Consider the following 21590-nt stretch of genomic DNA (forward strand, 5'->3'; position numbering starts at 1 on the left):
GAGATCATGCTCAAGAATTTCTGGTACGCGCTGGAGTTCGCCGACAGGGTCGGGCGCAAGCCCATCAAAGTACGTTGCCTGGGCCAGGACTTCGTGCTCTACCGCACGCGCAAGGGCGAGGTCGCCTGCCTGTCCGACCTGTGCGTCCACCGGGGCGGCGCGCTGTCCATGGGCACCGTCAAGGACGACACGGTCGTGTGTCCCTACCACGGCTGGGAGTACGAACCCGGCGGCGCGTGCGTGCGGATCCCCGCCAACCCGGAAGGACGGGGCATCCCCAAGAAGGCCCGCGTCGACTCCTACCCGACGACCACGAGATACGGCTTGGTGTGGGCGTTCCTCGGCGACCTGCCGGAGGAGGAGCGGCCGCCCATCCCGCACATCCCGGAGTACGACAATCCGGCCTTCCGCATGGTCCGGCTCGAGATGGAGGTCAACGCCAACTACGAGCGGGCCTTCGAGAACGCGGTGGACGCCGCGCACACACCGTTCGTTCACGGCACCGTGTTCGGCAATCCGGACAAGCCGGAGATCCCCGACTACACCATCCGGCAGGAGGACTGGTTCGCCGAGGCCGACGTCCAGCTCAGCCCGCCGCTGCCCAAGGGCATCTGGGGAATGCTGGCCAGGCGTAGGCCGCGGCCCGAGCACGTGACCGTGACCAACGGCTGGTACCTGCCCAACGTGATCAAGCTGCACGTCCGGCTTCCGTTCGGCGAATTGATCATGTGGGACTTCAACATCCCGCTCTCGCAGGACCGCACGCTCATCAAGATCCTGGCCTTCCGCACCTTCTTCACCAGCGCCTGGGCCGACAAGAACGCGATCAAGCGGACGACCCGGATCCTCCAGCAGGACGTGCCGATCGTGGAGTCGCAGCGCCCGGAACTCCTGCCCTTCGACCTGTCCGACGAGCTGCACATCCGCAGCGACGCGCTCCAGGTCGCCTACCGCCGCCGCCGCGCCGAGCTCATCGGGAAGGGCTGGTGGGTCGGAGACGACGACACGGTGGTCAGCGAGCACCCGCACCGCCGGGCCACCGTCATCCCCTCCCCCGGGCGCCGCGACAACCCCGAACTCGCCCGCGCGTGGGTGCACAAGGCCAGGTCGGGCGGCGTCCGCGTGCCCACGAAGGCCGACGGCGCCCGACAGAATCCGGAAGGGGTCTCGTGATGAGCCTCCCCGCCGCTCTCAGCGAGCGGACCCTGTCGACGATCAGCGAGGCCCTCGGCCTGGAGACCGCCGACGATATCCCCCTGACCAGCCCGATGTCGCCCGATCCCGTCGGCCGCCTCCTCGTCCTGCGCCGGCCCGCGGCCGCGAAGGGAGCGGAGCAGCCGGTGGACCGAGTGATCGACAAGGTGGTGGCGGTCAGCCTGGTCGTACCGATGATCGGACTGGACAGTCACATGATCTTCGCGTTCACCGCGCCTGACTCGGCGGTGCCGCACTTCACCCTCGACTCGGTGGCCTCGCCCGAGTACCACGCCATGCACCTCGACCTGATCCCGCGGGGCGAACTGGCGGTCAACCTCGCCTACCTGGACGCGTGCTACCTGGAGCTGACCCCCCTGCTGGAGGACGCCTCGAAGGCCGAGGGCGTCTCGCCCGCGGCGATCGGGCCCCGGCAGCGAGCCATGATGTCGCCGTGGATGGTCGTGTGCAGGGCGACCCCCGAAGCGTTCACCGAGCTGGGCGGCACCGTCGACGCGTACCTCCGGCACTGGCTCACCCTGGTCGCCGGGGGCGTGCCCGCACCCGAGGGCGACCTGGCCGCCCGTGACCGCGCCGGCCGGGAGAACCTCTTCTCCCCCGAGGTCGACCCGGTCTGGCACCAGGTCACCCGGCTCATCGGAGCCGAACAGTCCGAACGCGTGAGAGGAGAGCTGGTCCGATGAGCGAGCCGAGCGAGTGGCAGCGGCGCATCGCGGGTGAGTGGGTCGGGCGGCCGTCGCTGTTCGACGCGACGGGCACCTGGCAGGGCTTCGAGGACATCCGGCGATCGTCGGTCTTCGAGGACGGCGTCACGACGTACTACATGGACGGCGGCCTCACCGGTGGCGGGCCGATGGCGGGGCGTTTCAAGCTGGGCGCGCCCTTCGCCTTCGGGGTGACCGACTCCGACCTCGACCGCGTCTACACCGGCCCCGACTTCTTCGGCACCGGCCAGCCGTACGGCTCCTTCGTGGACGCCCACTACTACGGACCCGGCTGGCAGACCGATCTCAACACCTGGAACCAGGTACTGCCCGACGGCGAGACTCAGGTCTACTCGTCGGCGCTCTACCAGGGCCCGGCCATGATCGGCATCTTCAACGGCGTCTACACGCGCAACCCGGAGAAGGTCGAGGCCAGGCTCGCCCAGGAGACGCGGTGCGGGGCCGTGCCGTACATCCTGCCGACCAAGGACACCGCGGTGTACGGCGGGACGTGCGAGCTGTGGGGCGCGGACCAGAAGCCGCGCGGGAACGTGCAGATCACGATCGAGCTCGAACCGGTGAACCTGCTGACCACCCGGCACCGCGTCACCTGGAGCGGATCGCTCAGCCGCTCCTATGAGACGGTCGTGCGCCGCGACAACTTCCGCTCCCTCTACGAGGGGCCGGACGCCTGGGGCAACGCGATCGCGTACGGCAGGGCGAACTACGGCACCCTCCATTTCACCGACGTATGGAAGCTCAAGTCCAGGGAGTTCATGATCGACGCCGAGCCGGGCATGGGCGCCGGTTCCACGCTCGCCGTGGTCTACGAGTTGTTCGAGGGCGGCGGGTTGTCCGCCGTCGCGCACGGTGTGCTGGAGCGCCGCACCGGTGGAGTCGAGGCTTGACCGTCGTCGTCGTGACCGGCGGCACCCGGGGCATCGGCCTCGGCATGGCGCGGGCGCTGCTGGAGCGCGGCCACTCGGTGGCCGTCTGCGGCAGCACCGAGGAGTCGGTGGAACGCGCGGGCCCGGACCTTCGTGACGCCCTCACCATGGTCGCGGACGTGGCCGACCGGGAGCAGGTCCGGGCGCTCTGGGACGCCGCGGCCGAGCGGTACGGCCGGGTCGACGTCTGGATCAACAACGCCGGGATCTCCCACACCAGGGCCCCCCTGTGGGAGCTTCCGGACGCGACGACCCACGCGGTGGTGGACGTCAACCTGCGCGGCGTGCTGAACGGGTCGGCGGTCGCCCTGGCCGGCATGGCCGCCCAGGGCTCCGGCCACCTGTGGAACATGGAGGGCCTCGGCAGCGACGGCCGCTCGGTACCCGGGCTGGCGATCTACGGCGCGACCAAGCGCGCGGTGACCTACCTGACCCGGGCCCTGGCCAAGGAGGTGCCGCCCGGAGTGTCGGCCGGGCTGCTCAGCCCCGGGATGGTCGTCACCGATCTGCTGACCCACGACTACGACCCCGAGGCGCTGGAGAAGGCCAAGAAGATCTTCAACATCCTGGCCGACCGGGTCGAGACGGTCGCCCCCTGGCTGGCCGAGCGGGCCGTGACCGAGACACGCAACGGCGCCCACGTCCGGTGGCTGACCCCGGCGAAGACCATGGCCCGCTTCGCCACCGCGCCCTTCCGCAGGCGCGACCTCTTCACGGCCTGAGCCGTACTCCGTAGCCCCCACACCGAAGGAGATTTCAATGACCGACGCGCTCGGCTGGCGCCGGAAGTTCGGCGTGATCGCGCCCTCCACGAACACGATCGTGGAGCCGGACCTCTACCGCATGGCGGTCCCCGGCGTGACCGCGCACTTCAGCCGCATCCACATCCGCGACCAGAACATGGACGGCGACGCGGGGATGGAGCGGCTGCTCGAGCAGATCCGCGAGGAGATCGGCGCGGCCTGCGAGCGGGTGCTGACCTGCGAGCCGGACTACATGGTGATGGGCATGTCCGCCGAGACGTTCTGGGGCGGGGTCGAGGGGAACCGCCAGTTCGTCAAGCAGATCCACGACATCACCGGGCTGCGGGTCGCGACCGGCGCCGAGGCGTGCGAGCGGGCCCTGAAGCTGTACGGCGCGCGCCGCATCGGCGTCGTCACGCCGTACCAGCCGGTGGGTGACGCGAACGTGGTCCGGTTCTTCGGCGAGATCGGCTTCGAGGTGACGGCGATCAACGGCCTGCGCTGTCCGACCGCCGTGTCGATCGCCCATGTCACCGAGGACGAGCTGAGAAAGGCCCTGCTCAGCGTCGACGGGCCCGACGTCGACGCGCTCGTCCAGTGCGGGACGAACCTGTCGATGGTCGGGCTCGCCGACGAGGCCGAGCGCTGGCTCGGCAAGCCGGTCATCGCGATCAACGCCGCCACCTGGTGGATGGCCCTGCGCGACAACGGCGTCGAGGACCAGCTCCACGGCGCCGGATCCCTGCTGCGCGACCACTGAGAAACGGCGGTCAGAACCGGGCGACGACCGCCGCCTCATCCCAGACCTCGCCGTACTTGGCCTGGATGTCGAACAGGCTCGCCTCGTGCGGGCGGTCGTCGCGGTCGCCGACGGCCTGCCGTACCACGACGGGCACGAACCCGTGCTGCACGGAGTCGACGGCGGTGGCGCGGACGCAACCGCTGGTCGAGACACCGGCGATGACCAGGGTGTCGGCCCGCGACGCGGTCAGGGTGGAGGCCAGGGTGGTGCCGAAGAACGAGCTGGCGTACTGCTTGACGATCACCAGCTCGCCGTCCCGGGGCGCCACCTCGGGCATCAGCTCGCCGAGCGGACCGTCACCGACCAGATGCCGCAGCGGCGCCACCTTCCGGAAGAACAGCCCGCCGTCGACACCGCCGGGGCCGAACGCGACCCGGGTGTGGATGACCGGGACGCCCGCCGTACGCGCCGCGGACAGGACACGGGCCGCCGACTCCAGGCACGCGCGCGAGCCCATGTACAGCTCGGCTCCCGGCTCGAAGTAGGCCCGCATCAGGTCGATGAGGAGGAGTACCGGGCGGTCCCCGAAGGGCAGGGAGCGCCCGTACACCTCGGCATGGGGCCTGACCACGTCATGAGGTTCATGAGGCAGGGGCATGGGCGCTCCTTCCTGGTCGTCCGGCGACGTCAGATGACGCCGTCGCCCGACAGGCGGGCGAGGTCCGCGTCGGTGAGTCCGAGCAGGCCCCGATAGACCTCCTCGTTGTGCTGGCCCAGCGCGGGTCCCACGCTGCGCACGCTGCCGGGCGTGGCCGACAGCTTGGGCACGACGTTCTGCATCGCCAGCTCACCGAAGTCGGGGTGTGGGACGCGCACGATCGCCTCGCGGGCGGCGAAGTGCGGGTCCGCGAACATGTCCTCGGCCCGGTAGATGCGCCCGGCAGGCACGCCGCCCTCGTTGAGCCGGGCCAGCAGGTCCTCGGCGTCGATCCCGGCGGTCCAGGCGGCGATGATCTCGTCCAGTTCGGCCATGTGCTCGCCGCGCGCGCTGTGCGTCGCGTACCGGTCGTCGGCCGCGAGCTCGGGCCGGTCCATGACCTTGGCCAGCCGGGTGAAGACGCTGTCCTGGTTGGCGGCGATGAGGACGGAGTCGCCGTCCATCGTGGGATAGACGTTGCTCGGCGAGACGTTGGGCAGCACGGGCCCGGTGCGCTCGCGCTGGTAGGACGACTGCTGCCATTCGGGCAGCATCGACTCCATCATCGCCAGCACGGCCTCGTAGATCGCGGAGTCGACCACCTGCCCCTTGCCGCTGCGCGTGCGCTCATGCAGCGCGACGAGCGTGCCCACGCACGCGTGCACGGCGGCGAGCGAGTCGCCGAGCGAGATCCCGGCACGCGACGGCGGCCGGTCCGGGTCGCCGGTGACATGGCGGATGCCGCCCATCGCCTCACCGATCGAGCCGTAGCCCGCCCGCGGCGCGTAGGGGCCGGTCTGTCCGAACCCGGTGACACGCGTGATGATCAGCCGCGGGTTGATCGCGTGCAGCTCGTCCGGGCTCATGCCCCAGCGTTCCAGCGTGCCGGGCCGGAAGTTCTCCAGCAGGACGTCGGCCCGCTCCACCAGCCGCCGGACCAGGTCCTGGCCCGCGGCGGTGCGCAGGTCGCAGGTCACCGACTTCTTGTTACGCGCCACGACGGGCCACCACAGCGACTTGCCGTAGGGCTTCTCCCTGCCCCACTGGCGCATGGGGTCGCCCCTTCCGGGGTCCTCGACCTTGATGACCTCCGCGCCGAAGTCGCCGAGCAGCTGGCCGCAGAACGGGCCGGCGAGCAGCTGCCCGAGCTCGATGACGCGGACGTCGCCGAGGGGGATGTCTCTCATTCCGTCTCCTGGTGAGGGCTCGTTTCGTGGTGAAGGTTCGTTTCGTGGTGACGCGGGCCCAGCAGCGACGCCCGCGCGGAGAACAGGTGGGCGCGCATGACCGCCTCCGCCCACTCCGGGTCCCCGGCCCGTACGGCCGCCGCGATCTCGATGTGGTGGTCGACGCTGCGCCGCATGGCCTCGTCGTCGAAGGAGTTGTACGTGCGCAGCAGAACCGCCGAGTGGACCAGCGAGCTGATCGACTGAGCGAGCACCATGCTTCCGCCGAGCCGGACCAACGCCTGGTGGAAGTCGGCGTTCAGCCGGTAGACGGTGTCCAGGTCACGCCGTCCGGCGTGGTCCCTGATCGCGACGGCGACCTCGTGCAGGTGCGCCGCGTCCTCGGCGGTGGCGGTGACGGCCGCCTGTCTGGCGGCGAGCCCCTCGATCCTGGCCCGCAGCTCGAAGATCGTCTCCAGGTCCTCGCGGGGGTACTCCACGACCCGCGCTCCCTTGTTGGCCGTGATCTCGACCAGTCCCTCGGCCTGCAGGCGCCACAGGGCCTCCCTGACCGGGGTGCGGCTGACGCCGAGCGTCTCGGCGAGATCGACCTCGCCGAGCCGGGCTCCCGGGGCGTAGTGCCCGCCGAGGATCAGGCTCCGCAAATCATCCGTCACTGTCATGTGTACATTCCTCCGGTCGAACTGCCACCATGATGCGGAAAACACCGGTTTCGAGCAAGGGGTTGCATACAATCCATGGATATCGAGATCATCGAAGTCGGGCCGCGCGACGGGCTGCAGAACGAGCCGGTCATCGTGCCCACGGCCGCCAAGGTGGCCTACATCCGATCGCTGATCGCTGCCGGACTGCGGCGCGTCGAGGCCGTCAGCTTCGTCCACCCGCGCCGGGTTCCGCAGATGGCCGACGCGGAGGAGGTCATGGCCCGCGTCCCGCGTGTCCCGGGGGTCCGCTACGCGGGGCTGGTGCTGAACGAGCGCGGCCTCGACCGCGCGATGCCGGCCGGGGTGGACGAGGTCAACGTCGTGGTGGTGGCCACGGAGACCTTCTCCCAGCGCAACCAGGGCATGTCCGTGGACGACGCCGTCGCCGGGTTCGGCGTGATCGCCGCCCGCGCCCGCGAGGCGGGGCTCCGGGTGACGCTGACCGTGGCGGCCGCCTTCGGCTGCCCGTTCGAGGGCGAGGTGACTCCGGACCTGGTCGCCGGCATCGTACGGCGCTGTCCGGGAGCGCAGGAGATCGCGCTGGCCGACACCATCGGCGTTGGCGTCCCCGCCGACGTGCGGCGACTGGCCGCCGCCGTCCGCGAGGTGAGCCCGCTGCCGCTGCGCTTCCACTTCCACAACACCCGCAACACCGGATACGCGAACGCCGTGGCCGCGCTGGAGTCGGGCGCCGTCGCCCTCGACGCCAGCGCGGGCGGCATCGGCGGGTGCCCCTTCGCCCCCGCCGCCACCGGCAACATCGCCACCGAGGATCTGGCCTACCTGCTGCACCGCTCGGGGATCGCCACCGGGGTCGACCTGGTCGGCGTACTGGCCGCCGCCGAGCTCGTCGAGGCCGCGCTGGGCACCCGGGTCCCCGCCCAGCTCGGCCGTGCGGGGATCTGGCCGGACTCCTGAGCATTGCACAACCCGGCAGCCCGTTCTACTGTACGAAACACCGTTTCCATTTCCCCCGACCAGTGAAAGGTGCCACCACCCCGCCGAGTACAGGGAGAAACGTGTGAAAATCACCATCGACCGGCGGCCGCGGCATGCCGCGGCCGCGATCATCGCCGCGATCGGCCTGCTCATGACGGCCTTGGTCACGACCGCCCCGGCGGCGCGGGCCGCGACGGCGTGCGACGGCTACTCCTCCGGCGTCACCACATGCGTCGACAGCTCCACGATCATCGCCGGGACCTCCTACAACCTGAGGTGGTACCTGCCCGACGGCACCGCGACGGCTCTGATGCTGGTCCAGCACGGATTCAGCCGCGGCTGCTCGAACCTGCGCGACACCAGCAAGGCCATCGCCGAGAAGGGCGTCATGGTGTTCTGCGTGGACGCCGACATGAGCAACGGCAACCCGGCGCTGGGCGACCAGCTCGGTGACCTGCTGAGCTCCCGCGCGATCACCCCACCGAACGGGAAGGCCCTGCCGGTGAACTACATCGTCGGCGGCCACTCGGCCGGCGGCCATTTCGCGAGCGTCGTCGGCGCGCGCCTGGCCGGCAACGGCTACCCGAACCTGAAGGGCGCGATCCTGTTCGACGGCGTGGCGTCCTCGGGCTTCACCGACAACCTCCTCGCCATCTCGGCCGGCGCCACCCGCCCGGTCCTCCAGATCGCGGCTCGGCCGAGCGTCGCCAACCTGTTCAACAACTCCTTCGACGCGCTGGCGAGCCTCGGGTCGGACTTCGTCGGCATCCAGCTCGTGTGGACGAAGTACACCCTCGGGATCCCCTCCGGAGGTAGCTGCCACATCGACGCCGAGGGGGAGAACACCGACGCGATCGGCGTCCTCGGCGCCGCCTGCTCCCCCAACGCCACGCAGGTCTCCCGGCTGCGCGACTTCACCTCGACCTGGGCGCGGGACCTCGCGACCGGTTCGTACACCGCTTCCCACTACTGCGGTGACTCCGACGATCTCTCCACCTGCGGCAGCCGGGCGAACGTCGTCCTCGGCGGCAGCCTGCCGTACGCGGCGGTCATCCCCAACTCCTGACACCGGAATCCGTCAGACGCCGGCGGCGACGCCGGTGAGCCACAATCACCGCATGAGAAAACCGCTCACCGGCGCGACCCGGCTCCCCGACGGCGTCCAGATCCGCGGTCGGGGGCTGCGCAGGCCCGCTCCCGGCGGCCCGGTACCCGACTTCGCGGTCTACCTCGGCTCCGCCCGCCTCCGGCGTCGTCATCAGGCCGCTCTGCTCTGGCCGCACGAATGGATCCGCTGGCCGGACTTCCTGCTCCCCCTGGACCGGCACGCGGCCGCCCGCTCCATCACCCACCTGCATGACCGGGCACGGTCCGGCGAGGCCGTCGAGGTCGCCTGCGACGGAGGTGTCGGCCGGACCGGCACGGTCATGGCCTGTCTGGCCACCCTCACGGGTCTGTCCCCTCACGACGCCGTCACCTGGACACGCGAGCACTACCACCACCGGGCGATCGAGACTCCCTGGCAACGGCGGTGGGTGGCGTGGTTCGCCGCCCACACCGGGTCGTGATCCCCGGGGTATGCCCGCCTCTTGGCCGCACGGACGAACAACGCGATCCTCTTAGGTGAAGCGGACGAATTCCCCAGCCCTGCCTTCTCATACCGTTGCGGTAAACATCCATCGGAGGGCTGGTACGTGTCCGTAGTGAACCTCGGCCTGATGCTTGAGGACCTGGAGGAGCTCGTCGTCTGCGAGTCCTTCTCCGCCGCGTTCGTGCTCGAGGCCGCGGCCGACGGCGGCGCGCACGCGGCCCACGAGCACACGCTCGTCGCCGAACTGGTCCGGACGGTGCTCGGATGACCGGGGTGGCGGTACGCGAGCTCCACACCATCGCGGAGTTCGAGGACGTCTTCCGGTTCTTCGACGACATCTGGCACCCGGAGCCGGGCGGCGCGCCCATCACCGTGGAGCTGATGCGGGCGCTGTCGCACTCGGGGAACTACGTCACCGGGGCCTACGAGGGGGACCGCCTGTCCGGTGCTTCCGTCGGTTTCCTGGCGGCCCCGGCCGGCCGGGTGCTGCACTCCCACGTCACCGGCGCCTCGATCGGCCGCGGGATCGGGTACACGCTCAAGCTGCACCAGCGCGACTGGGCGCTCGCCCGGGGCCTGGACCGGATCACCTGGACCTACGACCCGCTGGTGCGCCGCAACGCCCACTTCAACCTGGCCAAGCTCGGCGCGCGCCCCGAGGAATACCTGCCGTCGTTCTACGGCACCATGGAGGACGCGATCAACGGCGGGGACGAGTCGGACCGGATGCTCGCCATCTGGCGCCTGACCGATCCGCACGTGCTGGCCGCCGTCCGGCGGGAGCCGTACGCGCCGCAGATCCCGCCGGACGCGGCGATCGGGCTGGCCGACAGGGACGGCCATCCGGTCCCCGGCCGGACCGACGCGCGGACGGTCCTGGTGGCGGTGCCCGGCGACATCGAGAGCCTGCGCCGTACCGACCCCGGCGCGGCCAAGGCGTGGCGGCACGCCGTACGCGAGGTGCTGGGCGGCCTCCTGCGAGACGACTACCGGGTCACCGGGTTCCACCGGAAGTCCTGTTATGTCGTGGAACATCCGGCCTGATCAGACGGCCTTCCCCCGGCCGGTCGACGGACACGCGGGGGCGAGCGGTGGAAGAGACGAGCAGGCCGCCCCACCGGCGGCCGTGTCGGAGGGAGACGCGGCGGAAAGCCGCACCATCATGAAGATCACTGGAATCGAGATGCGGCGGATCGCGATGCCGCTGGTGGCGCCGTTCCGCACCTCGTTCGGCACCGAGACGGCCCGCGACGTGCTGCTCGTACGGGTCGTCACCCCCGACGCCGAAGGTTGGGGCGAGTGCGCGGCCATGTCGGAGCCGCTCTACTCCTCCGAGTACGCCGACGGCGCCGCCGAGGCGCTGCGCCGCTTCCTCATCCCCGCCCTGCCCGCCCGCGTCGACGCCTTCGGCACGGGCCGGGCACTGGCTCCGTTCAAGGGCCACCGGATGGCCAAGGCCGCCCTGGAGACGGCGGTCCTGGACGCCCAGCTCCGCTCCTCCGGCCAGTCCTTCGCCTCCTTCCTCGGCGCCGCCGCAGAGCGGGTGCCCTGCGGGGTGTCGGTCGGCATCATGGACTCGATCCCCGAGCTGCTCGACGCCGTCGAGGGCTACCTGTCCGAGGGGTACGTCCGGATCAAGCTGAAGATCCAGCCCGGTTGGGACCTCGCACCCGTCCGCGCCGTACGCGAGCGGTTCGGCCCGGACGTGCCGCTCCAGGTCGACGCCAACGCCGCCTACACCCTGACCGACGCCCCCCCATCTGGCCAAGCTCGACGCCTTCGACCTGCTGCTCATCGAGCAGCCGCTGGCCAACGACGACATGGTGCAGCACGCCGCGCTCGCCCGCAGGATCACCACCCCGGTCTGCCTGGACGAGTCCATCGAATCGGCCGAGCACGCCGCGGCCGCCATCACCCTGGGCGCCTGCTCGATCGTCAACGTCAAGCCCGCCCGCGTCGGGGGTTACCTGGAGGCGCGCCGCATCCACGACCTGGCCCGCGCCCACGGCGTCGCCGTGTGGTGCGGCGGCATGCTGGAGACGGGGATCGGCCGGGCGGCCAACGTCGCCCTGGCCGCCCTTCCCGGCTTCACGCTGCCCGGCGACACCTCGGCCTCACGCCGCTATTTCGCCACCGACATCACACCGCCGTTCGAGCTGCGCGACGGCCACCTGGACGTCCCGACGGGCCCCGGCATCGGCGTCGACCCCGTCCAGGACATCCTGGACGAGGTCACCACCTCCACCGAGTGGATCACGAGGTAGCGCGAGGCCGCCCGTCAGCCCCGGCCGAGGCGGGGAACCGCCGCAAGCAGCGAGCGGGTGTAGCCCTCCCCGGGCGCGCCCACCACCTCCTCGGCCGGCCCCGTCTCGACGAGCCTCCCCTCGTGCATCACCGCCACGACGTCGGAGACGTACCGGACGACGGACCGAAGATCCGCATCTGGAGCATCGCGGCCAGCCGGGCTTCGGGGTCGGCCAGGTCCAGGCCGCTGATCTCGAGCAGCCGCTTCAACCGGTAGCGGAAGGTGTTGGCGTGCACGTGCACCCTGGCCGAGGCGGCGTTCACGTCCCCGAAGGCGTCCAGGTACGCCCGCAGGGTGGCGGCCAGTTCGCTGCCGTGCTCCGCGTCATGGGCGAGGAGCCGCTCGTAGGGCCCGGTGGGCGTCTGCTCCTCGGCCTGGACCAGGTCCGAGAGCTGGAGCAGCAGCGACTCGAAGTGTACGGAGGTGTAGCCGGCGACCGTGCCGGACGCCTCGCGGGCCCGCAGCACCCGCAGCGCCCGATCGGCGTCGGCCCGGGATCTGGCCACCTCGGCCAGGTTGCGCGCCATGCGCCCCACGCCGATGTTGGCCGCGTGCCGGGGACCGACGCGGGCGAGGAAGCTCTCGGCGACCCGCACGGCCCGCGCCTCCTCCTCCCCGCTCGCGTGCATCGGGAGTACGGCGTAGGCGACCGAGCCGACCAGCGCGGCCGCGGCTTTGGGGTGGATGGCGCCGACGTGCAGGGCGAGCGCGTCGCAGAACCGCTGCCGATCGCTCTCCCTGCGGGCTGCGTCGGTCTCGGATCCGCCGCTGAGCTGGGCGGCGAGCACGCAGAGACGCTCGCTCGCGACGCCGAGGCGGCCGGCGGCCTCGGCGGCGTCCCCGCCGCCCGCGAGCACGGTGGACAGCAGGTCGGTGCGAAGCCGCCGCTGGGCGTCCGTCCCGGCCCGCTGCCGCAGCAGCTGCAAGGCGACGATCTTGGCGGCGTCGCCGAGTGCCTGTCGGCGCTGCCCGCTCAGCGGTTCGCGCACGGCGGCCCAGATGGAGCCGAGGATCTCGTCTCCCGACCGTACGGCCACCGCCGCCCGGTTGAGGCTGCCGTCGTGCAGTTCGATGTAGATCGGCTCGCGGCTCTGGTAGAGCTGCCGGAAGAATCCGCGCTGCTCCAGCATCCGGCGGTACCGCTCCGGCACCTGGCGGCCGAGCACGGTCGCGACCCGGCCCGCGTCGGCCTCGTCCTGCCGCCCGGAGTACGCCAGCACCCGGGAGGACCTGTCCTCGATGGTGACCGGCGCGTCCAGCAACGCGCACACGGCGTTGGCCAGGGCGAACAGGTCGTCGTGCGGGGCCTCCCCCGGCTCTGTGAGGTCGCCCTCCGCCAGCAGGGAGCGCAGCAGCGCGGCCACCTGCGCCCACGAGGCGGCGCGGGTGAGTCCCAGGACCGCCACCCCGGTCTGGCGGACCTTCGCGCGGACGAGGTCGTCGGCGTCCACCGGCTGCTTGACGACGATCCCCGCCGCCGCGCCCGCCGCGTCGAGCAGGGCGCAGATCTGCTCCGCGCGGTCGACCCCGACGGCGAGCAGGATGCCGCCCGCGGGCAGGAGCAGCTCGTCGAGGGGGTCGTAGATGTGCACGCCGGTGACCTCGGCGTCGAGCTCGCCGGGTGCGGCGGCCACGTCCAGCACGGTGCTGCCCAGATCTTCCAGGATGCGCCGCAGGCTGGAACGTGGCCGGTCACTCATCCGCTCACGATAGTGAACGTAAATGGACATCACTCGCGAAGGTGCTCGATGGCCATGCGGGCCGCCCGGCCGATCGCCGCGTCCGCCTTGGGCAAGGTCTCCCGGAGGGCGTCACGCACGGGGTAGCGCCCGGCCGTTGTGGATGTGGGCGGCGCGGCAGACCAGGGCGGCGGTCCACAGCTTGGTGGTGGAGCCGACCTGGAAGACGCTGTCGGTCGTCGTCTCCACGCCGGTGTGTCCTCGAGCATGCTGACGCCTCAGGCGATCTTGGGGGTGGCGCGCACACCGAGGTGGACGTACGGCGAACCGTCGTCGAGCTGGTAGAAGACGGCCGAGAGCCACTGGGGCTCACCGTCCGGCCTGCCGACGAAGGTGGTGTCGTCGACCGGGACGAGGTCGAACTCCATCGGCGGCTGCAGCCCGGCGAGGGCACCGGTGGCCTCGCCGTACAGCGAGAGCTTTCCGTCGCGCGCGGTCAGCGTCATCCGGCTGCCCGCCCGCTCGTACACGCCGGCGTACCGCGCGGCTTCGGTCTCGTACGGCTCCGCCGGCGGGCCGAGTACGGGCGGCACCGCCAGGCCGAGCAGCTCGTCGAAGAGCTCGGTCGCCAGGGCGTGCTGGAAGGCGGCGGTGTGGCCGCCGTTGGCCAGCACGCACACCACCGTCTCCGTCTCGGGGATCATCCAGAGCATGGCGGCCTGGCCGATGGTGTTGCCGCCGTGCGAGACGACCCGGCGGCCCTGCCACTCGTCCAGGATCCAGCCGATGCCCCACTGCTTTCCGAGGGTGTACGGGTTGGGGATGTCCACCTGCGGCTCCCACATCGCCGCGGGGTCGGCGATCAGCTCGGTGCCCAGGTGCGCGCGGGCGAACGCGACGACGTCGGCGGGGCGGGCGCAGATCAGCCCGGCCGGGCCGCAGGAGCGCATCAGCCCCCAGGTGGGAGCGGGCGCGCCGCCCATGTGGCCCATGGCGCCGCGGAAGCGCAGGACGTCCTCGGGCAGGGTCCAGGTGTGGGTGAGGCCGAGCGGCTCGATGATCTGCTCACGCAGCGCGGCGTCCCAGACCTGACCGGTGAGGCGCTCGATGACGCGCCCGGCGACGATGAACCCGGAGTTGCAGTACGACTGGGTGGCGCCGAGGGGGTGGTTCTGCGCCAGGTCGGCGCACGCCCGGACGTACTTCTCCACGCAGTCGTCACCGCGGCCCGTGTCGAGGAACAGGTCCCCGTCGATTCCGGAGGTGTGCGTGAGCAGGTGACGGATCGTGACGGTCGTGGTCACCTCCGGATCGGCGACCCGGAACTCGGGCAGGACCTCGGCGACCGGGGTCTCGAGCGTCAGCTCGCCCCGCTCGACGAGCAGCATGATCTGCGTGGCGGTCCACACCTTGGTGACCGAGCCGATCTGGAAGAGGGAGTCGGTGGTCACCTCCACTCCGGTGGCCGTGTTGAGCACGCCGGCGGCGTACTCGTGCACCTCCCCCTCATGAAGGAAGGCCAGGTTGGCGCCGGGTACCTCGTATTCGGCGATCAGCTCGGCGAGACGGGCGTGCCATCGACCGGGATCCACTGCTCCAGCCACTCGACGATCCTTTCGTTGTAGTCCACCCGGTGGGACGGGCGGCCGTTGAGGATGAACAGATGAGAGCCGCCGGGATAGCGGACCAGCCGGACCGGCACGCCCTGTTCGCGTAGCGCGGCGAACCACTGCTCGGCCTGGCCGACCGGGCACCGGTCGTCGTCCTCCCCGTGGAGGATCAGCGTGGGCGTGGTCACCCGGGCGACGTGGGTCATCGGGGACTGCTCCGCGATGTCGCCCCGGCACTCGTACGCCTTGAGGAAGTGCCCCGCGTCGGAGGTTCCGGCCATGCTGGTCAGGTCGCTGACGCACCCTCCGGGGATGGCCGCCTTGAACCGGCCGGTCCGGGTGGGCAGCCAGCAGGAGACGTAGCCGCCGTAGCTGTAGCCCGTCACCGCGAGCCGGTCGGGGTCGGCGACGCCTTCGGCGACCAGGTCGTCGATCGGGCTCAGGAAGTCGTCGGTGTCGGCGACGCCCCAGGCTCCGACGGCGGCGGTGTAGAACGCCTCGCCGTACCCGTCGCTGCCGCGCGGGTTGACGGTCAGCACCGTCCAGCCCCGGGCGGCGAGCACCTGGTGGTAGAGGTGGACGCCGTCGAAGACCGGCGCCCAGGCGTTGTGCGGGCCGCCGTGCGCGTCCAGCAGGAGCGGTCCCGGCTCCGTGAGCGTCTCGTCCCGCAGCACGAATCCCTCGACCCGCGTCCCGTCAGGGGCGGTGAAGGTACGGCTCCGCGGGATGAACAGTTCGACATCGTGGAGCCCGTGGGAGGAGAGCCTGGTCGCCTCGGAGGCCGTCACGGCCCCGTTCGCGGGGACATCCGCGAGGTAGACCTCGCCCGCGCTGTACGGCGTCGCCGCGATGTAGGCGATCCTGCCTTTCGCCGCGCTGACGCCGGAGACCACCTGATCCCCGCCGATGATCTTCTCACCGGGTGCGCGGTAGAGATGGGTGAAGCCGCCGTCCCGCGCGCAGAAGATCAGGTCGTCGCCCGCGAGCTGGGGCGTCGCGCCGGGATATCCCGGGGCGCCCACCATGACGTTGCGGTCGATGCCGGTCTCGATCTCCACGAGGCCGTCCGCCCCGAGGTCGAACAGGCGGGCGTGGCCCACCGGGTCGCCGTCGTATCCGACGACCAGCAGCCGTTCGCCCAGCCACCAGGCGCCCGCGCAGATCACGCCGGGGCCGGTGAGCCGCTCGGGTTCGCCGCCGGAGACGTCCACCGAGTAGACCGCGCCGGCCGCGGTCAGGTCGCGGTCGGCCTCCATACTCGTGGTGAAGGCGAGCCTCCCGCCGTCCGGCGACCAGGACGGCTCGCCCGCGTGGAAGTCGCCCGCGGTGATCTGCCGGGCCTCACCCGTGTCCACGGACACCACGACGAGATGCGTGGTCAGGCCACGCAGCAGACCCGTGCCGTCGGCCTTGTACTCCAGGCTGTCGGCGACGACCGGGGCGTGCGGGTCGAGGTCGCCGTGCGGCGCGGCGTACGCGATCAGCGTCCCGTCCGGCGACCAGACCGCGGCGCCCGCCCCCAGCGGCGCGGAGGTGAGGACGCGGGGTTCACCGCCGTCCATCGGCAGCAGGTGGATCTGCGGCTTCCCGTCCACGGGGCGGAGGAAGGCGAGCGAGCGCCCGTCGGGCGACCAGCGCGGGGAGGAGTCGCGCGGGCCGCCCGTCAGGCGTCGCGGTTCGCCACCGGGAGCGGCGAGCCAGATCTCGGACCGGTTCTCGTCGGACTCACGATCGGCCCTGGTGACCGTGTAGGCCACGGTGCTCCCGTCAGGGCGGAGCCGGGGGTCCCCCGGCACCGCGAGGCGGTAGAGGTCGCTGAGGGAGAGGCGAGGCATGACCGAACACTAGGCACCCGTTCCCGGCGACTTCTTCGGCCGCCTCGACGAATCCGGCCCGTTTCGTTGTGCCGTCCTCCAACCCGGCGCGGCGGGCTACGGCGGCGGGCTACTGCGGCGGGCTACTGCGACGAGTTACGGCGACGGGGACCGGACGACGGCGGACGCGGCGGCGTGGACGGCGCCGAGGCCCTCGGCACGGGCGACGATCCGGCCGGATTCGACGCGGACGGCGACCTCCGTCCCGTCGCTGACGGCGGCCACGCCCGCCGCCGCGGCGAGGGCGCCGGACTCGTCGTACACCACCTGGAGGCGCGGCCACGCCGAACGCGGGAACGCCGGGCGCAGGCAGCCGCACAGGTCGGCGACGGCCAGTCGCGCCAGCGGCGCCAGCTCGCCCGGGTCGCCGGTGACCAGGACGGCGGTGACCCCGGCTCCGGGCGGCGCGGCCCGCACCGCCTCCTCGGCCGCGGACAGCCGGTGCAGGCCGAGCACGGCCACCACGCCGTCGCCGGTGAGCCGCGCGGGCTCGCCCCGGATCGCGTCCGTCGCGGACGGCGGGGACCAGGGCTCGTCGGCGGGGCGGGCGGCCGGGACCCAGGTCACGTGCGGGGGCGGCCACCGGTCGCCGAGATCGAGGTCGGCCAGTCGCTCGCAGGCGTCGACGATGTCGAACGGCTCGACGAAGCCGGGGGCGGCGGCGGCCATCTGGCCGGCGCCGTGCAGGGTCGTGAGCGCGATCTCGGCCACCCGGACCAGGCGGCCCGTCCCCGGCGGGGCCAGCCGTTCGAGGGCGAGCCCGAGCAGGATCGCGTCCAGTTTCATCAGCTGCGCGAACGGGCGCCGGGTGCGCTCGTCGGCGAGGACCTCGTGCAGCAGGTCCACGCCGAGCCGGGCCGGACCGTGCTCGTCGCTCGTGGCGAGCGGCAGCCGGGCGACCCAGGCGCGGGCGAAGGCGCGCAGCGCCTCCCGGGTGGTCAGGCCCGGCTCCGGATGTGACGGGCCGGGTGCGCGCTCGGCCAGGTCGGCCAGGACGGCGAAGTAGAGGGCCCGCTTGCCGGGGAAGTTGGAGTAGACCGCGCCTCGGGTGAGCTCGGCGCGCTCGGCGATGCCGTCGATCTTCGCGTCGCGGAAGCCGCGCGCGGCGAACTCGTCCCTGGCCGCGGCGAGCACCTTGGCGCGGGTGCGTTCCTGCGTCTGCGCCCTGCTGAGCCGGGCCATCGTCCTCCTCGTGGCGGCGTTTGCCGTACCTGCCGAACCACGATAGCGTGGCCATTCAAATGACATCATCATCTGAATGTTATGATCATTCGGGTACACCAGGAGAGGCGTTTCCGAGTGGCACGCACCGGTGACAACGTGCTGGCGTGCGCGTTCTGCGGGAAGAGCCAGCAGCAGGTCAGGAAGCTCATCGCGGGTCCGGGTCACATCTGCATCTGTGACGAGTGCGTCGAGCTCTGCAACGAGCTCATCGAGGAGGAGCGCGGCGAGAGCGCAGAGGACGGAGCGCGGCGCCTGCCGAAGCCCCGGGAGATCCACGAGTTCCTCGACCAGTACGTCGTCGGGCAGGAGGACGCCAAGCGGACGCTCGCGGTGGCGGTCTACAACCACTACAAGCGGGTGCGGCACCCCGGCGAACGCGGCAGGGACGACGATCTGGAGCTGGCCAAGTCCAACGTCCTGCTGATCGGCCCGACCGGCTGCGGCAAGACCTACCTCGCCCAGACGCTCGCCCGCATGCTCGACGTTCCGTTCGCCGTCGCCGACGCCACCGCGCTGACCGAGGCCGGGTACGTCGGGGAGGACGTGGAGAACATCCTGCTCAAGCTGATCCAGGCCGCCGACTACGACGTGAGCAGGGCCGAGACCGGCATCGTCTACATCGACGAGATCGACAAGGTCTCCCGCAAGAGCGAGAACCCGTCGATCACACGGGACGTCTCCGGCGAGGGCGTCCAGCAGGCGCTGCTGAAGATCCTGGAGGGCACGACCGCGAATGTGCCTCCCCAGGGCGGCCGCAAGCACCCGCACCAGGACACCATCCAGATCGACACGACCCGGGTGCTGTTCATCGTCGGCGGCGCGTTCCCCGGCCTGGAGGGGATCGTCGAGCAGCGGACCGGCCGCGTGGGCGCCGGGTTCGGCGCCGCGCTCCGCACCACGGAGGCTGCCGAGGAACACGACCTCGCCCAGGTCATGCCGCAGGACCTGGTGCGCTTCGGACTGATCCCGGAGCTCGTCGGACGACTTCCGGTGGTGTCGGCCTTCCGGCCGCTGGACCGGGCGGCGTTGACGCGGATCCTCACCGAGCCGCGCAACGCGCTGATCAAGCAGTACCGGAAGCTGGTCGGGATGGACGGCGTCGAGCTGGAGTTCACCGAGGACGCCGTCGCCGCGATCGCCGACCAGGCGATGCTGCGCCGCACCGGCGCCAGGGCGCTGCGCGCGATCCTCGAGGAGATCCTGCTCAACGTGATGTACGAGGTGCCGAGCCGGGACGACGTGGCCCGCGTCGTGGTGGACCGCGCCACCGTGCTCGACAACGTCAACCCGACCCTGGTGCCGCGCGGACGGCTCGGCTCCGGCGCCGGACGCCGCGAGAGGTCCGCCTGAGTCCGCTCCCCCGGCCCGCTCCGGGTCGAGTCCGGGGTCCGGGTCCGGCTTCGCTCAGTCCCGGCGTTCGCGGGTCAGCAGCCAGGCCAGGTAGCAGCCGCCCAGCGCGGCGGTCACCACACCCACCGGCACCTGGCCGTCGGTGAGGCGCTGGGCGACCACGTCCGACCCGAGCAGCACCAGGCCGCCCGTCAACCCCGAGGCGACCAGCCCCGGTCCCGGGGAGCGCGTCAGGCGGCGGGCGATCTGCGGCGCGGTGAGGGCGACGAACTCGATCAGCCCGACCGAGGCGGTGGCGACCGAGCACAGCGCGACCGCGGTGACCATGAGCGTCAGCCGTACCCGCTCGACCGGCACTCCGAGGCCCTTCGCCGCGTCGTCGCCGAGTTCGAGCAGCGGCAGGTTGCGCGCGGCGGCGGCGAGCACGGGCAGGACGAGCGCGAGCGCGGCGGCGATCATCCCGACGTGCTCCCAGCTCCGGCCGTTCAGGCTGCCGAACAGCCAGGCGTTGGCACGCTGCGCCTCGGTGACCTCGGCCCGCGTGATCAGGAAGGAGTTGACCGAGACCAGCATGGCGCTGACCCCGATGCCGACCAGCACCAGCCGGTAGCCCTGCACGCCCCGCCGGTACGCCAGGACGTAGACCAGCGCGGCGGTGAGCACGCCCCCGCCGACGGCCGAGCCCGCCAGCAGCAGGGGGCCGCCGCCGATGACGAGGATCTGCACGATCGCGCCCGTGGCCGCCCCCGTGGTGAAGCCGACCACGTCGGGGCTGCCGAGGGGGTTGCGCGCCAGGCTCTGGAAGACCGCGCCGCTGACGCCGAGCGCCGCACCCACCATGATCGCGGTGAGCGCGCGCGGCAGGCGGAGCTTCAGCACGACGTACTCGGTGGCGCGGTCACCCTGCCCGAACAGGGTGCGGATCACCTCGCCCGGCGCGATCCGGACGTCTCCCGTGCCGACGGCGAGGATCGCGGCCACGATGACGGCGACGGCGACGAGCGTGCCCGCGACCACCGCGCGGGGGCGCAGGCGCAGGGAGATCGGACCTGTCCGTACGGTGGTGTTCACAGCGAGGCCATCCTTACGCCGCGGACGAGGGCGATGAGCACGGGGGCTCCGAGGAACGCGGTGACCAGGCCGACCTCCAGCTCTCCCGGCCAGGCGACCAACCGGGCCACCACGTCGGCCGCGAGCAGCAGCACCGCGGCCAGCACCACCGAGTACGGCATCAGCCACCGCTGGTCGGGCCCGGTGACGGCCCTGGCCAGATGCGGCACGGCCAGGCCGACGAACATCAGCGGCCCCACGGACGCGGTCGCCGAGCCGCACAGCAGGACCACCGCGACCGCGCCGAGCACCCGGGTACGGGTCAGCCGCACCCCGAGCGCCCGCGCGACGTCGTCGCCCAGCGCCATGCTGTTGAGCGGCCTGGCCAGCGCCAGCGCCAGGACGATCCCGACGGCGAGGAAGGGCAGCAGTTCGGCCAGCACGTTCAGGTCGCGCCCCGACAGCGAGCCCACCGCCCAGAAGCGGAACTTGTCGAAGGCGTTCAGGTCCACCATGACGATGCCGGAGACCAGCGCCTGGAGCGCGGCTCCGACCGCGGTGCCGGCCAGTGCCAGCCGTACCGGTGTGGCGCCTCCCCTGCCGCGTGAGCCCAGGGCGTACACCGCGACCGCGGCGCCCAGCGCTCCGGCGAAGGCGAACCAGACGTAGGACAGCGGCGTGGTGATGCCGAGGAAGGCGATGGCGACCACCACGGCGGCGGAGGCTCCCGCGTTGACGCCGAGCAGCCCGGGGTCGCCCAGGGGGTTCCTGGTCAGCGCCTGGACCAGCGCGCCCGCCAGACCGAGCGCGGCTCCCACGCCCAGGCCGAGAAGGGTGCGGGGCAGGCGCAGCTCTCTGACCACGACGGCGTGCTCCGAGCCGCCCCCGTGCCACAGCGCCCGCCACACCTCGTCGAACGGGATCGACTGCGCCCCGACGGCCAGGCTCGCCATCACCGCGGCGCCGAGCGCCAGCAGGGAGAGGACGAGGCCGACGGCCCGTTTCTTCATCATAGGGGGGACCTTATTA

Annotated in this window: 21 protein-coding genes and 1 pseudogene; 12 read left to right on the forward strand and 10 right to left on the reverse strand. The window is 71.8% G+C overall.

Annotated features, from left to right (window positions below):
• Positions 1 to 6: 6 nt before the first annotated feature.
• The 5 genes from IMZ11_RS22595 to IMZ11_RS22615 are packed head-to-tail and all read left to right on the forward strand — an operon-like array spanning position 7 to position 4369.
• Positions 7 to 1173, forward strand: coding sequence for an aromatic ring-hydroxylating dioxygenase subunit alpha (locus IMZ11_RS22595; protein ID WP_228644340.1), 1167 nt, complete (start codon positions 7 to 9; stop codon positions 1171 to 1173).
• Positions 1173 to 1898 (forward strand): hypothetical protein, encoded by a 726-nt coding sequence (locus IMZ11_RS22600; RefSeq protein ID WP_228644341.1) that lies wholly within the window; start codon positions 1173 to 1175, stop codon positions 1896 to 1898. Before IMZ11_RS22595 ends, IMZ11_RS22600 begins: the two co-directional genes overlap by 1 nt.
• The gene (locus tag IMZ11_RS22605; RefSeq protein ID WP_228644342.1) at positions 1895 to 2827 is read left to right on the forward strand and encodes a hypothetical protein; all 933 of its coding nucleotides are present in this window, start codon (positions 1895 to 1897) and stop codon (positions 2825 to 2827) included. The genes IMZ11_RS22600 and IMZ11_RS22605 overlap by 4 nt, the downstream gene beginning before the upstream one ends.
• Positions 2824 to 3588 (forward strand): SDR family oxidoreductase, encoded by a 765-nt coding sequence (locus tag IMZ11_RS22610; RefSeq protein ID WP_228644343.1) that lies wholly within the window; start codon positions 2824 to 2826, stop codon positions 3586 to 3588. The genes IMZ11_RS22605 and IMZ11_RS22610 overlap by 4 nt, the downstream gene beginning before the upstream one ends.
• A gap of 37 nt (positions 3589 to 3625) precedes the next feature.
• Positions 3626 to 4369 (forward strand): arylmalonate decarboxylase, encoded by a 744-nt coding sequence (locus IMZ11_RS22615; RefSeq protein WP_228644344.1) that lies wholly within the window; start codon positions 3626 to 3628, stop codon positions 4367 to 4369.
• 10 nt (positions 4370 to 4379) lie between these two features.
• Here IMZ11_RS22615 and IMZ11_RS22620 read toward each other — a convergent pair whose 3' ends face one another.
• Genes IMZ11_RS22620 through IMZ11_RS22630 form a run of 3 tightly spaced genes read right to left on the reverse strand, consistent with a single transcriptional unit; the run spans position 4380 to position 6897 of the window.
• Complete coding sequence (locus IMZ11_RS22620; protein ID WP_228644345.1) at positions 4380 to 5009, reverse strand: isochorismatase family protein; 630 nt, start codon at positions 5007 to 5009, stop codon at positions 4380 to 4382.
• A 29-nt stretch (positions 5010 to 5038) separates the two neighbouring features.
• A complete protein-coding gene (locus IMZ11_RS22625) occupies positions 5039 to 6235 on the reverse strand; it encodes a CaiB/BaiF CoA-transferase family protein (RefSeq protein ID WP_228644346.1) in 1197 nt (398 codons plus the stop codon).
• Positions 6232 to 6897 (reverse strand): GntR family transcriptional regulator, encoded by a 666-nt coding sequence (locus IMZ11_RS22630; RefSeq protein ID WP_228644347.1) that lies wholly within the window; start codon positions 6895 to 6897, stop codon positions 6232 to 6234. The genes IMZ11_RS22625 and IMZ11_RS22630 overlap by 4 nt, the downstream gene beginning before the upstream one ends.
• Before the next feature lie 75 nt (positions 6898 to 6972).
• Here IMZ11_RS22630 and IMZ11_RS22635 point away from each other — a divergent pair, with 75 nt between their 5' ends.
• The 5 genes from IMZ11_RS22635 (at position 6973) to IMZ11_RS22655 (ending at position 10513) form a co-directional block, all read left to right on the forward strand.
• Positions 6973 to 7857 carry a hydroxymethylglutaryl-CoA lyase gene (locus IMZ11_RS22635; RefSeq protein ID WP_228644348.1) on the forward strand — a complete coding sequence of 295 codons (885 nt, stop codon included), beginning with the start codon at positions 6973 to 6975 and terminating at the stop codon, positions 7855 to 7857.
• Between the two features lie 103 nt (positions 7858 to 7960).
• The gene (locus IMZ11_RS22640; RefSeq protein WP_228644349.1) at positions 7961 to 8944 is read left to right on the forward strand and encodes a hypothetical protein; all 984 of its coding nucleotides are present in this window, start codon (positions 7961 to 7963) and stop codon (positions 8942 to 8944) included.
• Between the two features lie 52 nt (positions 8945 to 8996).
• The gene (locus tag IMZ11_RS22645) at positions 8997 to 9446 is read left to right on the forward strand and encodes a protein-tyrosine phosphatase family protein (RefSeq protein WP_228644350.1); all 450 of its coding nucleotides are present in this window, start codon (positions 8997 to 8999) and stop codon (positions 9444 to 9446) included.
• Between the two features lie 126 nt (positions 9447 to 9572).
• A complete protein-coding gene (locus IMZ11_RS22650; protein WP_228644351.1) occupies positions 9573 to 9737 on the forward strand; it encodes a hypothetical protein in 165 nt (54 codons plus the stop codon).
• A complete protein-coding gene (locus tag IMZ11_RS22655; RefSeq protein ID WP_228644352.1) occupies positions 9734 to 10513 on the forward strand; it encodes a GNAT family N-acetyltransferase in 780 nt (259 codons plus the stop codon). The genes IMZ11_RS22650 and IMZ11_RS22655 overlap by 4 nt, the downstream gene beginning before the upstream one ends.
• Here the strand turns inward: IMZ11_RS22655 and IMZ11_RS22660 are convergent, their stop codons facing one another.
• Entirely contained in the window at positions 10514 to 10744 is a 231-nt protein-coding gene (locus tag IMZ11_RS22660) for a hypothetical protein (protein ID WP_228644402.1), read from the reverse strand.
• Here IMZ11_RS22660 and menC point away from each other — a divergent pair.
• Positions 10632 to 11733 (forward strand): annotated as a pseudogene (menC, locus tag IMZ11_RS45965) (o-succinylbenzoate synthase). The gene IMZ11_RS22660 and the pseudogene menC overlap by 113 nt on opposite strands.
• Before the next feature lie 127 nt (positions 11734 to 11860).
• Here the strand turns inward: menC and IMZ11_RS22670 are convergent.
• The 4 genes from IMZ11_RS22670 to IMZ11_RS22690 form a co-directional block, all read right to left on the reverse strand.
• Complete coding sequence (locus IMZ11_RS22670) at positions 11861 to 13474, reverse strand: CdaR family transcriptional regulator (protein WP_228644353.1); 1614 nt, start codon at positions 13472 to 13474, stop codon at positions 11861 to 11863.
• A gap of 257 nt (positions 13475 to 13731) precedes the next feature.
• Positions 13732 to 15057, reverse strand: a complete 1326-nt coding sequence (locus IMZ11_RS22680) for a serine hydrolase (protein WP_228644355.1) — start codon at positions 15055 to 15057, stop codon at positions 13732 to 13734.
• On the reverse strand, positions 15006 to 16898 hold the full coding sequence (locus IMZ11_RS22685) for a S9 family peptidase (protein WP_228644356.1): 1893 nt from the start codon (positions 16896 to 16898) through the stop codon (positions 15006 to 15008). Before IMZ11_RS22685 ends, IMZ11_RS22680 begins: the two co-directional genes overlap by 52 nt.
• Positions 16899 to 17033: 135 nt before the next feature.
• Positions 17034 to 18119 carry a TetR/AcrR family transcriptional regulator gene (locus tag IMZ11_RS22690; RefSeq protein ID WP_228644357.1) on the reverse strand — a complete coding sequence of 362 codons (1086 nt, stop codon included), beginning with the start codon at positions 18117 to 18119 and terminating at the stop codon, positions 17034 to 17036.
• A gap of 117 nt (positions 18120 to 18236) precedes the next feature.
• On the opposite strand from IMZ11_RS22690, the gene clpX reads away from it, so the two are divergent.
• Positions 18237 to 19511 carry an ATP-dependent Clp protease ATP-binding subunit ClpX gene (clpX, locus tag IMZ11_RS22695; protein WP_308066834.1) on the forward strand — a complete coding sequence of 425 codons (1275 nt, stop codon included), beginning with the start codon at positions 18237 to 18239 and terminating at the stop codon, positions 19509 to 19511.
• A 54-nt stretch (positions 19512 to 19565) separates the two neighbouring features.
• On the opposite strand, the gene IMZ11_RS22700 is transcribed toward clpX, so the two are convergent.
• Both IMZ11_RS22700 and IMZ11_RS22705 read right to left on the reverse strand, forming a co-directional pair.
• On the reverse strand, positions 19566 to 20582 hold the full coding sequence (locus tag IMZ11_RS22700; RefSeq protein ID WP_228644359.1) for an iron chelate uptake ABC transporter family permease subunit: 1017 nt from the start codon (positions 20580 to 20582) through the stop codon (positions 19566 to 19568).
• Positions 20579 to 21574 (reverse strand): iron chelate uptake ABC transporter family permease subunit, encoded by a 996-nt coding sequence (locus IMZ11_RS22705; protein ID WP_228644360.1) that lies wholly within the window; start codon positions 21572 to 21574, stop codon positions 20579 to 20581. The genes IMZ11_RS22700 and IMZ11_RS22705 overlap by 4 nt, the downstream gene beginning before the upstream one ends.
• Positions 21575 to 21590: the final 16 nt, after the last annotated feature.

It is taken from the genome of Microtetraspora sp. AC03309, from assembly GCF_020826795.1.
GTDB classification, from domain to species: domain Bacteria; phylum Actinomycetota; class Actinomycetes; order Streptosporangiales; family Streptosporangiaceae; genus Microtetraspora; species Microtetraspora glauca.